The following is a 15,335-nucleotide window of genomic DNA, read 5'->3' as shown; positions in this document are numbered from 1 at the left end:
GCATTTACCCTGGGCAAAAAAATCCCGGCTTGTATGCCGGGATTTTCTTATCTGGATAATCTTAGAACTGATACGTCACACCCAGCGCAACGATATCATCGCTGCTCACGCCCAGCTTATTATCGTCGTCAATCTGGTTGATTTTATAATCAACAAACGCGGACATGTTTTTGTTGAAGTAATACGTGGCGCCCACGTCAATATATTTCACGATATCTTCGTCGCCAATGCCTTCGATATCTTTACCTTTGGACTGTACATAACCCACGGATGGGCGCAGACCAAAGTCAAACTGATATTGTGCAACTACTTCGAAGTTTTGCGCTTTATTTGCAAAACCACCGGAGATAGGGGCCATATTGCGGGTTTCAGAATAAATAGTGGCCAGGTAAATATCGTTCGCGTCGTATTTCAGACCGGTTGCCCAGCCCTCGGCTTTTTTACCTTCACCGCGCGCCTGCAGGTTCTGCGCGTTGGTGCGATCGGAGCTGGCATAAGCACCAATGACGGAGAAATCGCTGCCGCCGAAGTCGTAGGCCAGAGACGTACCAAAGCCGTCACCGTTCTGCTTTTTCACGTCGCGGTTTTCGTTTTTGCCCTGGTACTGCAGGGTCATATCAAGACCGTCTACCATGCCAAAGAAATCGGTATTGCGGTAGGTGGCCAGTCCGGAGGCACGTTTTGTCATGAAGTTGTCGGTCTGTGCCAGGCCGTCACCGCCGAACTCAGGGAACATATCGGTGTATGCCGCGACGTCATAAAGCGCGCCCAGGTTACGACCGTAATCCAGTGAACCAAAGTCTTTCAGTTTAATACCGGCGAACGCCAGACGTGTTTTCTGCGAGGAGTCGCTTTCAGCTTTGTTACCTGCGAATTCAGCTTCCCAACGGCCATAGCCCGTCAGCTGATCGTTAATCTGGGTTTCGCCTTTAAAACCGAAACGAACGTAAGTCTGGTCACCATCTTTGGTGTCATCATCACTGATATAGTGCATAGCTTTCACTTTGCCGTACACGTCCAGTTTATTACCGTTTTTATTATAAACTTCTGCTGCGTGAACAGATGCGGAAGCCACCACGCCCATAACCACTAATGCCAGAGTGCTCTTTTTCATTTTCGATCCTGTCTTATAAACGCGCTTTAAAAATTCGCTGGACGATAAGCTGATGCTTAAGTCCCGTGAAAAAACAGGAAGGGTTTTATCGTTCTGGAATGAAACTTTTATGACAAACTAAGAATAATTTTAAAAAACTGTGATTTATTATTACGGTAATAAATTTGTCAAATTCTGCCGCTACGCTTCCTGATCCCGCGCAACAAAGTGCCTGGTGATGCACTAAGGCAGTTGGCAACCGGGCTGACTCCTGTTAAAACGTTCGTTCGACATTACTTTCCCTTATCGTTGAACGGCAGAGAATCATGAGTGACAGCCAGACGCTGGTGGTAAAACTCGGTACCAGTGTGTTAACAGGCGGATCGCGCCGCCTAAATCGCGCCCACATTGTTGAGCTTGTACGCCAGTGCGCTCAGCTGCATGCCGCAGGGCACCGTATTGTGATTGTGACCTCCGGGGCGATTGCCGCCGGGCGTGAACACCTGGGTTATCCCGAACTCCCCGCGACGATCGCCTCTAAACAGCTGCTGGCCGCCGTGGGACAAAGCCGACTCATTCAACTCTGGGAACAGCTGTTCTCTATCTACGGTATTCACGTCGGGCAGATGCTGCTGACGCGTGCGGATATGGAAGACCGGGAGCGTTTCCTGAACGCCCGCGATACCCTGCGCGCGCTGCTGGACAACAATATTGTTCCCGTTATCAACGAAAACGATGCCGTTGCCACCGCTGAAATAAAAGTGGGCGATAACGATAACCTCTCTGCGCTGGCCGCCATTCTGGCCGGGGCCGATAAACTCCTGCTTCTGACCGATCAGCAGGGGCTGTTCACCGCCGACCCGCGCTCCAACCCGGAAGCCGAGCTGATTACCGATGTTCATGGTATCGACGATGCGCTGCGCGCCATCGCCGGTGACAGCGTGTCCGGCCTCGGAACGGGCGGGATGGGGACCAAGCTGCAGGCCGCCGACGTGGCGTGCCGCGCCGGTATCGACACCATCATTGCCGCAGGCAGCCGCCCTGGCGTGATTGGCGACGTGATGGAAGGCATTTCCGTCGGCACCCGCTTCCACGCCCAGGAATCCCCGCTGGAGAACCGCAAGCGCTGGATCTTTGGCGCGCCGCCTGCCGGTGAACTCACCGTTGATGAAGGGGCAACTGCGGCGATTCTGGAACGAGGGAGTTCATTGCTTCCTAAAGGAATTAAAAGCGTGACAGGCAACTTCTCCCGTGGTGAAGTGATCCGCATCCGTAACCTGGAAGGTCGCGACATCGCGCATGGCGTAAGCCGCTATAACAGCGATGCCCTGCGCCGCATTGCGGGCCACCACTCGCAGCAGATCGACGCTATTCTGGGCTATGAATATGGCCCGGTTGCCGTGCATCGCGATGACATGATTATTCGTTAAGGAGCCAGAACATGCTGGAACAAATGGGCGCAGCCGCGAAGGCCGCCTCTTACAAACTGGCGCTCCTTTCCAGCCGCGAGAAAAACCGCGTGCTGGAAAAAATCGCTGATTATCTGGAAGCACAGTCTCAGGACATTTTGCTTGCCAACGAGCAGGATCTGCTGGAAGCGCGTCGAAACGGCCTGAGCGAAGCGATGCTCGACCGCCTGGCGCTGAACCCGGCTCGTCTTAAAAGTATCGCCGACGATGTTCGTCAGGTTTGTAATCTGGCCGACCCGGTAGGGCAGGTGATTGACGGTGGGCTGCTCGACAGCGGTTTGCGTCTGGAGCGTCGCCGCGTGCCGCTCGGCGTCATCGGCGTGATTTATGAAGCCCGTCCAAACGTGACGGTTGACGTCGCTTCCCTGTGCCTGAAAACTGGTAATGCCGCCATTTTGCGCGGTGGGAAAGAGACCTGGCGCACCAACGCCGCGACGGTGAAAGTCATCCAGCAGGCGCTGGAAGAGTGCGGCTTGCCGGCGGGGGCCGTGCAGGCGATTGAGAGTCCTGACCGCGCGCTGGTCAACGAGATGCTGCGCATGGACAAATACATCGACATGCTGATCCCACGCGGTGGCGCGGGCCTGCACAAGCTGTGCCGTGAGCAGTCGACCATTCCGGTCATCACGGGCGGCATCGGCGTATGCCATATCGTGGTGGACGACAGCGCCGAAATTGAGCCAGCGCTGAAGATTATCGTCAACGCCAAAACCCAGCGTCCAAGCACCTGTAACACCGTGGAAACGCTGCTGGTGCACCAGGGGATTGCGAGCGCTTTCCTGCCTGCTCTGAGCAAGCAGATGGCGGAGAGCGGGGTGACGCTGCACGCTGATATCAATGCCCTCGCGCTGCTCCAGGGTGGCCCGGCTAGCGTGGTTCCCGTAAAAGCGGAGCAGTACGACGACGAGTTCCTGTCGCTGGATCTGAACGTGAAGGTGGTTGCGGATCTCGACGACGCTATTGCGCACATTCGTGAACACGGCACGCAGCATTCTGACGCGATCCTGACGCGTACGCTGCGCAATGCCGATCGCTTTGTGAATGAAGTGGATTCCTCTGCGGTATATGTGAACGCCTCCACCCGTTTCACGGACGGCGGCCAGTTCGGACTTGGCGCAGAAGTGGCGGTCAGCACGCAGAAACTGCACGCGCGCGGTCCGATGGGCCTTGAAGCGCTGACCACCTATAAGTGGATCGGCTTCGGTGACGATACGATTCGTGCGTAAATAGTCACGGGTGATGCAAAAATAGCCGTTTGATTCAAAAGGGCATTGACGCATCACCCGGTTAGATCTAACCTTTTGCCCCGTGGTTACACTCGTAACCGGCCTCTCAGGGCCGATATAGCTCAGTTGGTAGAGCAGCGCATTCGTAATGCGAAGGTCGTAGGTTCGACTCCTATTATCGGCACTCACACAATAAAATCCTTTAAAAAAAATAACTTAAGGCGATTATCGCTCTCAAGATACAATCTTTTTTTAAGGGATTCTATGACCAACAGTTGCCGCTATGGTTAACAGTGGCTACTCAGGGATGTTAGCACGTAGCGGCCTGTAGTTGTAAAGCTCGAACAGGTACAAAGCGTGAACAGTCCCCACGAACCGCTATCAACTCGAAGCTGATGACGCTGCCAACGTCTCTAAATCCTCCCGAAACAGATTGATCACACGCATTCAAGCCCGATGTGCGGCCTTGTGGCTGCGTAAACAGGTGAATAGTGGAAACGCATCTGCACACGATATGCAGGCTCTGCCAGCGCTTCGCTCACGCTCCGAAAGGTACATGAGCACCCTGATAAGGTGTGATCCCTCTGACAATCTGATTTGGTCACTGGTGACTTTCGCAAAGCGAAACCAACCAGGTTGGCCAGATGAAGTTGCTACGCTCCGCTTGTCTTCTTACCACTAACGGGGCTTTATGGCTTCTATTGTCTGAAATCTGCTACATTGCACAAACATCATATGGATTACTGTAAAGTTCATCATTATGATTATGTGTGCCATTGCCAGTTAAGAAATGCGGAGAGGACAATATGGATGTTACTGATGAGGCTTTGTTGAGTTCTGGCTTTACACCATCGGATTTGAAGAAGATAAAGAACAACGTTGAAAGCTATGGTGGAACGTTGGGGAATGCAATCAGGGACCTGGCCAGGCGATTTATTCTAGCCGTGTGGGTTGTATCCGGTTGCCTTGCTGTATTCATTTTTCTTGTGATGTTCGCATCTGAGCAGAGTGTTTTCTCTGGTGCTATTGGCCTTTCTTGTGGCGCAGCGGTTGCAATTTTTATACAACCGCCTGTACTTGCTTATAAATCTTGGCGATTCTGTAGAGCGAACAAATCTTAATTAGTACTGTTATCAGTAGCCAGAAGATCAAAAATGACTTTCGCTTTGACACCATATCCAGCGATTTTCATCGTTAGCTTAGGCTTGCTCATTGTGTCAACTTTTCGGTAGTAATCACGCGGCAGCCAACGGAATAATCGCCAAGCTCCGGGTTTCCTTGCTAAGCCGAAGATACTATAGACACTCGCCCCTAGAGTCACCGTATTATAAAGAGCTAATCCACTTTTTGGGCTAAACCCCATAAATTGTGCGGTCTCCATTGCGCCATCAGCAAAAATCCCTTCCGATTTGGATTGTTCACCATAGCGAAGATGGCTTGCTTCTTTTGTTATACCGTTAATACCATCAACAAATAAAACTGCTCCTGCAAGAACTCCAACAGGGGTCATAGTGGACATCATAACCATCCCACCAAATAATGCTGCTCCAGATACCACTATATGGATTGCCGAAATAACGTATCCGACAATTTTATTGTTTTCCCTGACAAACTCGACCTTTGCATAAAGTTGGGCGGCTCTGGTTCTTAACAGGCGTTCTTGTTCTTGCAGATTATCTGTTTCGGCACGCAGATTTTTGATGCATGCAATGCATTCTTCATCGGTTTTGGCCCGTCGTGCAGTTTCAAATTCTTTCTCTACGACCTGCCTTATCTCTTCGACAAACTTGATACGTGTTATCCCATCTTGCAAATAGAATGCTGATAGCCGATTTGCAGTTTCGACGAGTTTCCGGGCTTCCAGATTTACCATGGTATCTGACCATGTTCTGTTCCAGCCCCTGTTGAGCAGCGCAATATCCATTAAAGACTCCTTCCCAAAATGTGTCTGGTCATTTTACGTGCAATAAGGTCGAAGATAACAGGAAATACTTTCACAACCCGCCCCCGTGGGTGTCCCGTTGTTTTATCCTTCCAGTTTACATTCTCCTGCTGAAAATATCCCCGCCTCTGTTGGACCGCTGCTAGGCCGTCAGCCCAGGCCCTCGGTGAAAAGCGCTTTTCTTCGCCAAATTGGCTTTTTTGGTCAGGTATTGCTTTTCGGCGCGTTGGCGTGAAGCCGGGTATACAACAGCGATTTGATCAACAGAAGGATAGCATTCGGGAGGATTTGAGGTGAGTTTACTTGTTCAAGGATTTTGGATGAGTTTGTCTGGTCACCCCACAACTTCAGGTTTCAGGCCTTTGATCCTGCCAGAGCATTAAACGCCATAAAAGCATATTTTTCTATTCACCAGCAGATGCAAAGTCACCACGGCGACGTTACCACAACGGGTAGAAGGTCTACCCTCACCTGGCGAAATTCTCCCGTCCTGGCGGTCATAGATGCGTATCTTTTTCCACACCAGCGCATGCAGTCCCAGTCCCATCAATCCCTTCTACGCTTCACCAGAAGCCCTCAGCGGCGATTTCTAGCACCAGATATAACTGGCGTACCGATAATCCATGACTTCCCACAGCGCGATACAGGATTCACCAGAGGGCATCTGTCTTGATGACAGTACGTCGTCTTGCCCTTGAATAGCAATAAGTGTCGCGGCATAAGCAACTTAATCCTCGTCATCATTCTGTAATACCCTACGCAGGATTCGGCTCGATTCCAGTATCGGCAGATCTTCCATTAATAACGCCGATCGCGATGGCAATTTATTAAACAAGCGCTCTGTTTGCGAGGCGAGATAGGCCACCAGAGGATGTGCGTCAGGGTCGCCTGAAATCAACTCCACGTTGTATTGCGTGACCGTGCCTTCACCAAAGACCCCCGAGCAGTAGTTGGTCCCGCCCAAATATCTGAAGTCTTCAATAAAAAAGCTGAACATGCGCATTATTTTGTGAGCATCGCGTTGGTCAGTACGGTTGTCTGCTATCCGAAACAGTATGGTATTACCTTCAATGTCATATTGATAACGAAGGCGGTGCTGCTTAAATAGCAAGATAAGCAGTAAACGATTTATCCTGCTGAACTGTTCCGTCACCCTGACAACGTTGTTAATCATAGTATCTGACTGTTTTTTCATTTTCGCGTGGCGATGCGCCGCGCTTTTGCCGGGCCGAAGCTGTGGCTTTTCGATTCCCTGAAGGAGCTGAGCATCAATGACCCCATGCTCAATGACGTAATGAATATGCTTAATGGCGGGCTCCAGCGCCTCAATGGAAAACAGCTCGGTATAGCCGTCGCCGGCATCAATGCCCGTTTGATATTTGGCCAAAAGAAAATGCAGCATTTTTTCCAGCTTAAAGACCTCGGACTACGGTAACGCAATGCGGTAAGAATGGGCATAATCCACATCGCCCCAGACCCGTTTTAGCGACTGAATGCGGTTATAGATATTATTGGCTTTACCCACTTTCATCATCTTTTTGGCCGGGAAAAGCAATAAATAGAGAAAAGAAGGGGTTTCCATAAAGCGCCTGTGAATGCGGTAACGGAAAAAACAATGATAGAAGTTTTTTCATGCCAGGCGTAGCGCAGCGTTCACAATGCTGAGCGCTTCATGCTTAAGGCCGGTATAGCCCCAAAAGGCTATACCGCCACTCCCTCCTATCGTGCAATTAACGCAAATACGCCCCAGCCAGTATATTCCCTTGTGTAAGCCACATGGCGCTTAGGCGCTGCCGTCAGCTCCGTGCGCACCTCCTGTGCAAAATCATCGTCGGGATTTTGATCCAGCCAGCGGCGCAGGGTCATCCATTTCGCGGCTTCGTATCTGTCCCAGCCTTCCTGATCTGCCAGCACCATTTCGACCAGGTCATAGCCCTGGCGATCGAAAGACGCGACAAGGTCGGGCAGGGTGAGAAAGTCTGCGGTGGACGAGACGCCGCAAGCCCGAGCCGTCTCCTCCGTTGCGGGAACCTGTCGCCAGTAAGGTTCACCGATGAGCATGATTCCCCCGGGCTTAAGGCTTTGTGCCAGCAGGTCCATCGTCCCGGCGACGCCGCCCGCAATCCACGTGGCGCCAACACAGGCCGCCACGTCGCATTGTTCATCAGCCACGTAGCCTGCCGCGTCGTTATGCACAAAATGGACGCGTTCGCTGACGCCGAGCGCCTCTGCGCGCCGCGTTGCCTGCGCGGTAAAGAGCGGGCTCATGTCGATGCCAATACCAGTAATCCCGTGATCGCGTGCCCAGGTGCAAAGCATCTCTCCCGAACCGCTGCCGAGATCGAGAAGGCGCGCGCCTGGCTTCATGCGTAACACGCGCCCCAGCGTGGCGTACTTTTCTGGCGTGAAGGGGTTATGAATGCGGTGTTCGCTTTCGCTAACAGTAAATATGCGTGGGATATCCATCATCCTCTCCTTAACGATTATCAGGCTGGGCACGGACGTTGTTCAGCCCGGTAGTATTGATACGGTAGGGCTGACCGTTAACGGATTTGATCAGCTTTTTGGTTTTGAGCTTTTTGAAGACGGCGAGCGTGCAGTCGCTGAGCAATAGCCCTTCGCGGCTGTAACATTCAACGGCGGTGACGCGGCCGGACGTATCGCGGACGTGCACAATACGGCCACCTTTGGCGAGAACGTGTAAGGTACGCTGTTCCTGACGGGATAAATTCATACTGGAAAACCTGTTTAATCATCATGTGCAAAACGTGCAAACACACAGCGGTGTCCGCATTCGATTTCGGCGCATTGATAATCAGTCCGGCCTGAAAAGGTCGGGGAGCTGATTATCGGATGATTACATTCTCCAGCATCAAAGCCTCGGATTGAGTTGAAAGGTATTTACGGGGTGAATGATAACACCCGGTCATTGTATGTGTATACCCAGGGTTGAAAAGTGTGATCCCGGTAAGATCACACTGTACCGTTTTTTATATTTTTATCGATTTCAGCCTGTGGCTTTCCGAACAGATAGCCCTGCACGAGATCGCAGCCCAGCGCCTGAAGCCGTTCAAGCTGCGCTTCGGTTTCCACACCTTCTGCAATGACCCGCATATTGAGGCTCTTCGCCATGCCGGTAATCAGTTTAACGATATTAAGCGCATCGTCTTGGGTGGATATCGGATTCACAAAGGATTTATCAATTTTAATTTTATCAAAATTGAGTTCACTCAGCCTCGAGAGCGAGGAATAACCCGTTCCGAAATCATCAATGGAAATTTTTACCCCCAGCGATCTGAGCTTTTTGAGAATAGTGAGCGGCGTGTTGCTGTCACTGAAGAGCGAAGACTCCGTAACTTCCAGCTCAAGGCGGCTGGCCGGCAAGCCCGTCTCTTTCAGGATGGACTGAACCATTGCAGTAAATGATTTAGTCCCCAGCTGAACAGGTGAGACGTTTACCGAGATTCTGGCCGGAACCGCCCAGGAAGCTGCCTCCCGGCAGGCAAGTTCAAGCACATTTTTGCCAATCTCATTGATCATCCCTGTTTTTTCAGCAACAGAAATAAAGTAATCAGGCGACAAAATCCCCTTTACCGGGTGTATCCAGCGAATAAGCGCTTCATAGCCGTAAATTTCATTGCTGAATGAATCGACAATAGGCTGGTAATAAACAACGAATTCATGGTTACTGATCGCGAGAGCCATATCATGCTCAAGGGTTCTGCTTTCCTGCAGCTTCTGCAGCATCCACTGACGGAAAACTTTTATCTGCTGTGAGCCCTCTTTTTTGGCTTCGTAGAGGGCCAGATCGGCAAATTTATAGAGATAATCCGAGCGCCGCTCATTATCAGATAAAACGATACCTACACAGGTGGCAATTTTTATCAGCTGGTTATTGATCGTATAGGGCAGACTGATGTGAGCGCTGATCTCTTTGGCGCGCGAAACCGCCGCGTTCTCGGTCAGGCCGCTGGAGAGAAGTGCAAATTCGTCACCGCCCAGGCGGTAAAACGTATCCGTCGCGTTACTCATTGAGGTAAGCCGTCGGGATACCTGATTCAACAGTAAATCGCCGGCGTCATGGCCATAGGTATCGTTGACCTCTTTGAACCGGTCTAAATCAAATAACATCACCGTGACAGGGGTATGATTTTTATCTGCCTGAAGGGTAATTTTATTGAGATCGTCCCAGAAGAACAGACGGTTTTTCATGCCGGTAAGGGAGTCATGATACACATCATATTCCAGCTTCGAATTCTGTATTTGCAGCGTTTCTTTTGACCGCTGAAGTTCGTCAGCGAGGGTTTTAACCTGCATGTGGGCTTTAAGAATATTTTTATTCTGATAGATCATTAAGAACCCCAGAATAAAGCTTAATATCACCAGAAGTAACGAAAGTACAGAGTAAATATAATATAGGATCTGTATTTTATGGTTAGATTCATTAATTGTGTTAATATCTTTGGTTAATGCGCTTGAAGACAGTTGACTGAGCGGCGCGTCGAGCAGATGCATATTTGCCAGGTACTTTTTTAATTCTTCATGGCTCATTTTTTCCAGGTTACTGTCCAGATACGCCAGTATTTCTTTCAGGCGTGCAGCGATCTCTTGATGCGTTTTATCGCTCTCAATATAGCGGCCTAAGTCTCCCCCGTTCAGTAACTCGCCCTGGCTGAGCATAATTTCGAGCCGCATGCGGGCCTGGTCTATCGTAACGTCATCAGTATCGGTTGCGTATAGACCAAGCCATGATTCAAATCGGTAGTACTCTGATACCAGTTGAGCCACGGACCAGGACTCAGTGTAGTGAGTCAGTTTTTGCAGCTCTTGCTGACGATCGTAAACAAGAAATGCAATATATCCCGTCGTGATAAAAAGAGAAAAAATGATACCAACCAGTATCCTGTTCATTATGTTCTCCTGAACTGCTATTCAATCTTCATTTTGCTAACCTGCCATGCTGAACGCGAGTAATAAATTTGATTATTCAACTCAGGAAGACTGTCATAAGGGTATACAATGAATGATGGGCCTTTATCGCGGATACGCATATATTCGCCATTAATCTTTAAGGCAAGAATAGCATTATATTTCTTAAAATCGCTGAGAGGAATAGCGGTAGCGTAATCATTAAGGGCAATAACATTAACGACAGAACCCTTTGCTCCAACATAATCCATGAGTTTGTTCATTGGAACACCCTCAAACTTCGTCCTGCCCGTATACCAGGGAGATGTCGTCTCGAAACTCACCATGCCGAGTTTTTCAAGGCTTGCGAGATCAAACACTGCTTTTCCATCTTCGTTAGTATTTTCTATATTCCCGTAAATCGTCAAAATGGGTTTTCCGGCGGGTTTCGGCAGTTCACCCGCCCAGGCTAAACTCTGAACCAGACAGCATACCAGCATTAGGATTAATCGCATTATGGCCTCCACTTTTGCACAGAAGTATATGAATTATAATTTAGTTATCCTACTAGTTTATGTATTTTGTTGAGACGCTACCGTTTTTGGATATGCGTTGCAGGAAAATGTTTTAAAATCATCGAGTTGAAGTGGTTTGGTGCGAGCGGGTTTTACAGCACTGTGAGTGCTTCTTTTTTTAAGTACGCGACCATTATGTGAATAAAGTCGCTTTCGGCTAAAAAACGATCGTTTTTTATTGACGCGCACGAGGCATCGCCCGGGCAGCGTTGCTAACCATAACGTCGGATGCCCCAGACTGCAGGTTACCGGGACAACGACGCCTGGTTATTTTTCGCCAATTTATATGTCGCGCTAATTGTGCCGTTTAATTATCACACTCCGGCGATTTTTTATTCGAGAGCGGATAAAAAGGCCTTTTTTTTATTTAATTTTTCTGGTTGCCGCTTTTCGTCATGCTGGCAAAAACGCTATCCCGGTAGATCCAGGCATGTACTAATGCAGCAGAAATATGTAATAGCACCACGGCAAAAAGGAGTTTTGCCAGAAGGCTATGCGCATCGTGACACCAGGCGAAAAGGGTTGGGCTTACTGGCAAAATCGGTGGGAGATTAAATCCCTCGAACATGACGACGGGCAAGCCTGCTGCCGACAGCTGCGCCCAGCCCAAAAATGGCATTGCCAGCATGAGCGCATACAGCAGCCAGTGCGACGCTTTAGCCGCAAGCACTTGCCAGAAGGGTAAATCAGCAGGCAGCCGGGGCGTCTTGCTACGAAGTCGGTTCACCAGACGGAGCAGCGCCAGCAGTAATATGGCAATCCCCAGAGGGCGATGCAGGTCGATAAGCGCAATCCGGTGATGAAGCGTCGTCATCATTGCGGTACCAATAAACAGCATGGCAAGAATCATCGCCGCCATTAGCCAGTGTAGTCCTCTTGCCAGGGCGTTGAAATGCTGCGGCGCTTTTCCGTGTTCTTGATTCGGGTTCATTTTACCTCCTGCTTTTCAACAGCTTCGGTGGCTTTGCCGTAACCAATTTCCCGTTCCCGGCGACTAAAGGAGTGTGAATACGCGGCAGAACGCGCGTTTAACACAGGATCGTCAGACACGTTCACACCCGAAGGAACCGTCGAGGGGTCGAAGTTAACGTCGCGGCACGGACCGTCAGCCTGGGCTTCGACGCGCACCACTTCCAGCGTACCGGCCACGATCTGCCTGCGATCGTTAGGCCACGGCCGGGAAGGGTCATCCACCGGATCGCCCGGCTGGGCGAGTTGCAGAACAAAATCCCAGTAGAGAGGCTTCTGAGCAAGCCTCTGGCTGACGCCCTCGAACATGATGTTGCGATCGGCCTTCTGGCGCTGCTCCTCGCTCAGCGACACAAAAGGATCGTGCGGGCGCATCATCCAGCGTACCGCCTGGCGATTTCCGAGACCGTCCACGAGGTAAAAGGCGTTAATGCTGTAGAACGTTGCGCCGGCAAAGCTCCCGGGGGCGGGCTTTTGTGCCGCCCATTTGAGGTATTTCTCTGCTTCCGGATAGGCTTTTAAGAATGCCGCGAGGCGCTGTGGATTCGGCTTGCCGGTGGCCGGGTCTGGCGCGGTTGCCTGGTGCAGCGCCAGAAATCCTTCAGGGTCCCGGGTCGCAAAGAAGGGTTCGTTGTTCATCGCCATACGCCACTGCTGGTTATCGTCTGTTCTGAACATCAGGGCCATGCTCAGGGTTTTCGTTGAGCTATCCGCCGCGTGGGGGTCGCCAGTGCCGATGGAAAACCGTCCGACAACAGGGGTGTGCTGCTGGGAAAAAAGGCGCGCGGTTGACAAAGACGTTGCTGAACCGGCTGGAATGAAGTTTCCCGTAAAACACATTCCTTTGCCGTGTGCCCGGCGAAATCCGGGAGGAAACGGCGTTGGTGTTTCCGAGACTAATGCCTGACTGGTGGTGCGAGAACCGATCCAACCCGCCGTCCACGCAAATGCGGATGCTATCGCGCCCACGATCGCGGCGATGATGGCCAGCGCTCCCCAGGATTTTTTGGATCGTAAATCCACATTAGACATAGACGTTTTTCCAGTGTGAAAGAATAATACCTGTCACGCGCACGAACATCGGCGAGCCACGCATTAATACAGGGATAAAGTTGAGGCGATTATTTTTTTATAATCGCGGTAATATGCCAGAGGATATTTTTATGATGAGGCGATTATAGACGCGCTAAAGAATAATAGACTGAAAAGCCACTATTTTTATAACGTGCGTTTTACGCTCTGAGAAGAGTATATAAGGTAAACTTTATTAAAAAAGAATATCACGAAAAGTTTATAATTTTTTGATGCCAGATATTTTCGCGTTCGCCACCCGGCGGGCGGTCTAGCCCGCCTCCAGCATCCCAAAACTCACAATTCGCGAGCGTCCCAGCTCTTTCGCCCGGTACAGTGCCACGTCCGCGGCGCGCAGCAGGTTGTCACTTTGAGCATGCTCTGGATAGCTGGCGATACCAATCGACACATCCACCGGCCCAATCTCGGTCAGCCCGTAGCGAAGCGATAGCGCATGCACGCCGTTGTAAATCTTCTGCGCGCAGGCGTGCGCTTCTGCTTCACCGGCCCCGGGAAGCTGAACCAGAAACTCCTCGCCCCCGTAGCGGAATGCCAGCCCGCCGTCGTGCGCGGCCCGCTGAACAATCGTCGCCACGTTTTTGATTACCTGATCGCCGGCCTCGTGACCAAAGCGGTCGTTAATGCTCTTGAAGTGATCGATGTCGATCATCATGCAGCTTAACGGCTCGCCGTTGCGCATGGCCTGCGTCATTTGCGTGTGCAGGGTGTCTTCCAGATGATGACGATTACGCAGGCCGGTAAGCGGGTCAAACAAGGCTTTTTCCAGCAGCGCGTCGCGCAGGCGCTGATTCGCCAGCGCCAGTCCGAGCGCCTCGGCCATCAGTTCCAGATACGCGCGTGCAGGAGCATTTTCCGGGGCGATGTTCTGGAACGAGAGCAATCCAATGGCCTGGCCCTGGGCGATAAGCGGTACGCACAGCGCGCTTTCCGCCTGTGATTCCGGGAGATGATAGCAGGCGACATCCGGTTCACCGTTAACCGGCGGGTGGCTCTGACCGCGACGCACGGCCCAGCACGCATCGGGGTGGAATGTGGCCTTATCATCTGCCGGTGAAAGCCACTGGGCGACGCAGCGCATTTGCCACGGATCGCGGTCAAAAACGTAGAGCCGGCCCGCTATCCCCGGCGCGATATTGGGCGCAAACAGCTCCGCCACGTTGATCACATCGTCAAAGTTTTCACACCCCTGCAGCCGCTGCGTCATGCGCGCCAGCAGCTCGCGGATGGCCCAGTCGGCGTCACGCTCTTTTTCCAGACGTTGTCGCGCAAGGCCGTTTTCACGAAAGATGCGGATGGCCTGGGCCATATCGCCAATCTCATCAATCTGGTTAAAGTTGGGCGTTTCAACGGCGAAGTCCTGAGAGGCCAGACGGTGAACCACGTCGCTCAGGCGTACCACCGGGCGCAGCACGCGGCGTTTTAATATAAAGCCGAGCACAAACAAGAACAGCAGGGCGGTCAGGCCAACCATCACTTCAGAAGCCGTGCGCAGCGCTTTCGATTTTTTCGTCGCCTCCCGCACGGAGGCGATGACACGTTTGTCGAGTATCTGGCGAAAGCGATCGATTTGGGTTTGTGCGCGCTCAAGCTCCTGCTCGTAGGGCATGCCATAGAGCAGGGCAACGGCCTGCGCATCTTCACCCCGGGTCGCGCTCGTCAGTGCCGCCTGCTGCTCATCCTGCAGTGCATCAATGATTTTTAAACCATCATGCAGCAGGGCCAGCTCGTCATCTGAAGCGCCGGTGTCCTGCAGTTTCTCCAGCTTCAGCTCGATGCTCTTCAGTTTTTTCTCTGACGCATTGTACTCATCCAGGATTTGCGGATTTTTTTTGATGACATACAGGCGCGCTAAATCGGACTGTTTCCAGGCGTCGGTTTCAATATTTTCTGTAAGCTCATCAAAATTTTGACGTAGTTCAATGGCCTGACGTTCGGCGGTGTCAGCACCAGAGGCCATCAGCATGATAATGCCGGAGGCGATAGTCAGGCAGACCGTGGCACCGTAGGCCCAGTTGGTTATTGTCGCGATTCGCACCTGGAGATCCTTTTACCGCATAAAGA

Annotated in this window: 14 protein-coding genes and 1 tRNA gene; 4 read left to right on the top strand and 11 right to left on the bottom strand. The window is 51.4% G+C overall.

The window, feature by feature from the left end:
* Positions 1 to 61 precede the first annotated feature (61 nt).
* The gene (phoE, locus tag HBA26_RS13590) at positions 62 to 1,114 is read right to left on the bottom strand and encodes a phosphoporin PhoE (protein WP_028012086.1); all 1,053 of its coding nucleotides are present in this window, start codon (positions 1,112 to 1,114) and stop codon (positions 62 to 64) included.
* 305 nt (positions 1,115 to 1,419) lie between these two features.
* Between phoE and proB the strand changes: the two genes are divergently transcribed.
* The 4 genes from proB to HBA26_RS13570 all read left to right on the top strand — a co-directional run bounded on the left by proB (position 1,420) and on the right by HBA26_RS13570 (position 4,909).
* On the top strand, positions 1,420 to 2,523 hold the full coding sequence (gene proB / locus HBA26_RS13585) for a glutamate 5-kinase (RefSeq protein ID WP_014882684.1): 1,104 nt from the start codon (positions 1,420 to 1,422) through the stop codon (positions 2,521 to 2,523).
* 11 nt (positions 2,524 to 2,534) lie between these two features.
* Positions 2,535 to 3,788: a glutamate-5-semialdehyde dehydrogenase gene (gene proA, locus HBA26_RS13580; RefSeq protein WP_126345148.1), complete on the top strand. Its 1,254-nt coding sequence runs from the start codon at positions 2,535 to 2,537 to the stop codon at positions 3,786 to 3,788.
* Positions 3,789 to 3,899: 111 nt separating this feature from the next.
* Positions 3,900 to 3,972, top strand: a tRNA-Thr gene (locus HBA26_RS13575).
* A 622-nt stretch (positions 3,973 to 4,594) separates the two neighbouring features.
* A complete protein-coding gene (locus HBA26_RS13570) occupies positions 4,595 to 4,909 on the top strand; it encodes a hypothetical protein (RefSeq protein ID WP_015673660.1) in 315 nt (104 codons plus the stop codon).
* Here the strand turns inward: HBA26_RS13570 and HBA26_RS13565 are convergent.
* The 10 genes from HBA26_RS13565 to HBA26_RS13520 form a co-directional block, all read right to left on the bottom strand.
* Positions 4,906 to 5,712, bottom strand: coding sequence for a DUF4225 domain-containing protein (locus HBA26_RS13565; protein ID WP_023306876.1), 807 nt, complete (start codon positions 5,710 to 5,712; stop codon positions 4,906 to 4,908). The two genes, HBA26_RS13570 and HBA26_RS13565, sit on opposite strands and share 4 nt — an antisense overlap.
* 745 nt (positions 5,713 to 6,457) lie before the next feature.
* Complete coding sequence (locus tag HBA26_RS13560) at positions 6,458 to 7,132, bottom strand: hypothetical protein (protein WP_166720924.1); 675 nt, start codon at positions 7,130 to 7,132, stop codon at positions 6,458 to 6,460.
* A gap of 24 nt (positions 7,133 to 7,156) precedes the next feature.
* Positions 7,157 to 7,312, bottom strand: a complete 156-nt coding sequence (locus HBA26_RS13555; RefSeq protein WP_166720923.1) for a hypothetical protein — start codon at positions 7,310 to 7,312, stop codon at positions 7,157 to 7,159.
* 137 nt (positions 7,313 to 7,449) lie between these two features.
* Positions 7,450 to 8,196 (bottom strand): class I SAM-dependent methyltransferase, encoded by a 747-nt coding sequence (locus HBA26_RS13550; protein WP_100170710.1) that lies wholly within the window; start codon positions 8,194 to 8,196, stop codon positions 7,450 to 7,452.
* 10 nt (positions 8,197 to 8,206) lie between these two features.
* Complete coding sequence (locus HBA26_RS13545; RefSeq protein WP_028012097.1) at positions 8,207 to 8,464, bottom strand: YjhX family toxin; 258 nt, start codon at positions 8,462 to 8,464, stop codon at positions 8,207 to 8,209.
* Between the two features lie 239 nt (positions 8,465 to 8,703).
* Positions 8,704 to 10,641 carry a bifunctional diguanylate cyclase/phosphodiesterase gene (locus HBA26_RS13540; RefSeq protein WP_047367578.1) on the bottom strand — a complete coding sequence of 646 codons (1,938 nt, stop codon included), beginning with the start codon at positions 10,639 to 10,641 and terminating at the stop codon, positions 8,704 to 8,706.
* Between the two features lie 17 nt (positions 10,642 to 10,658).
* Complete coding sequence (locus HBA26_RS13535) at positions 10,659 to 11,153, bottom strand: molybdopterin-dependent oxidoreductase (RefSeq protein WP_028012099.1); 495 nt, start codon at positions 11,151 to 11,153, stop codon at positions 10,659 to 10,661.
* Between the two features lie 427 nt (positions 11,154 to 11,580).
* Entirely contained in the window at positions 11,581 to 12,144 is a 564-nt protein-coding gene (locus tag HBA26_RS13530) for a cytochrome b (protein ID WP_041911125.1), read from the bottom strand.
* On the bottom strand, positions 12,141 to 13,214 hold the full coding sequence (locus HBA26_RS13525) for a catalase family peroxidase (RefSeq protein ID WP_126345146.1): 1,074 nt from the start codon (positions 13,212 to 13,214) through the stop codon (positions 12,141 to 12,143). Before HBA26_RS13525 ends, HBA26_RS13530 begins: the two co-directional genes overlap by 4 nt.
* A 310-nt stretch (positions 13,215 to 13,524) precedes the next feature.
* Positions 13,525 to 15,309, bottom strand: a complete 1,785-nt coding sequence (locus HBA26_RS13520; RefSeq protein ID WP_166720922.1) for a diguanylate cyclase — start codon at positions 15,307 to 15,309, stop codon at positions 13,525 to 13,527.
* Positions 15,310 to 15,335: the final 26 nt, after the last annotated feature.

The sequence above is a fragment of the Enterobacter sp. 725m/11 genome, from assembly GCF_011683705.1.
Lineage (GTDB): Bacteria > Pseudomonadota > Gammaproteobacteria > Enterobacterales > Enterobacteriaceae > Enterobacter > Enterobacter bugandensis.
The sequence above is the reverse complement of the archived record's forward strand: the minus strand, read 5'-3'. Positions and strand labels throughout refer to the sequence as shown.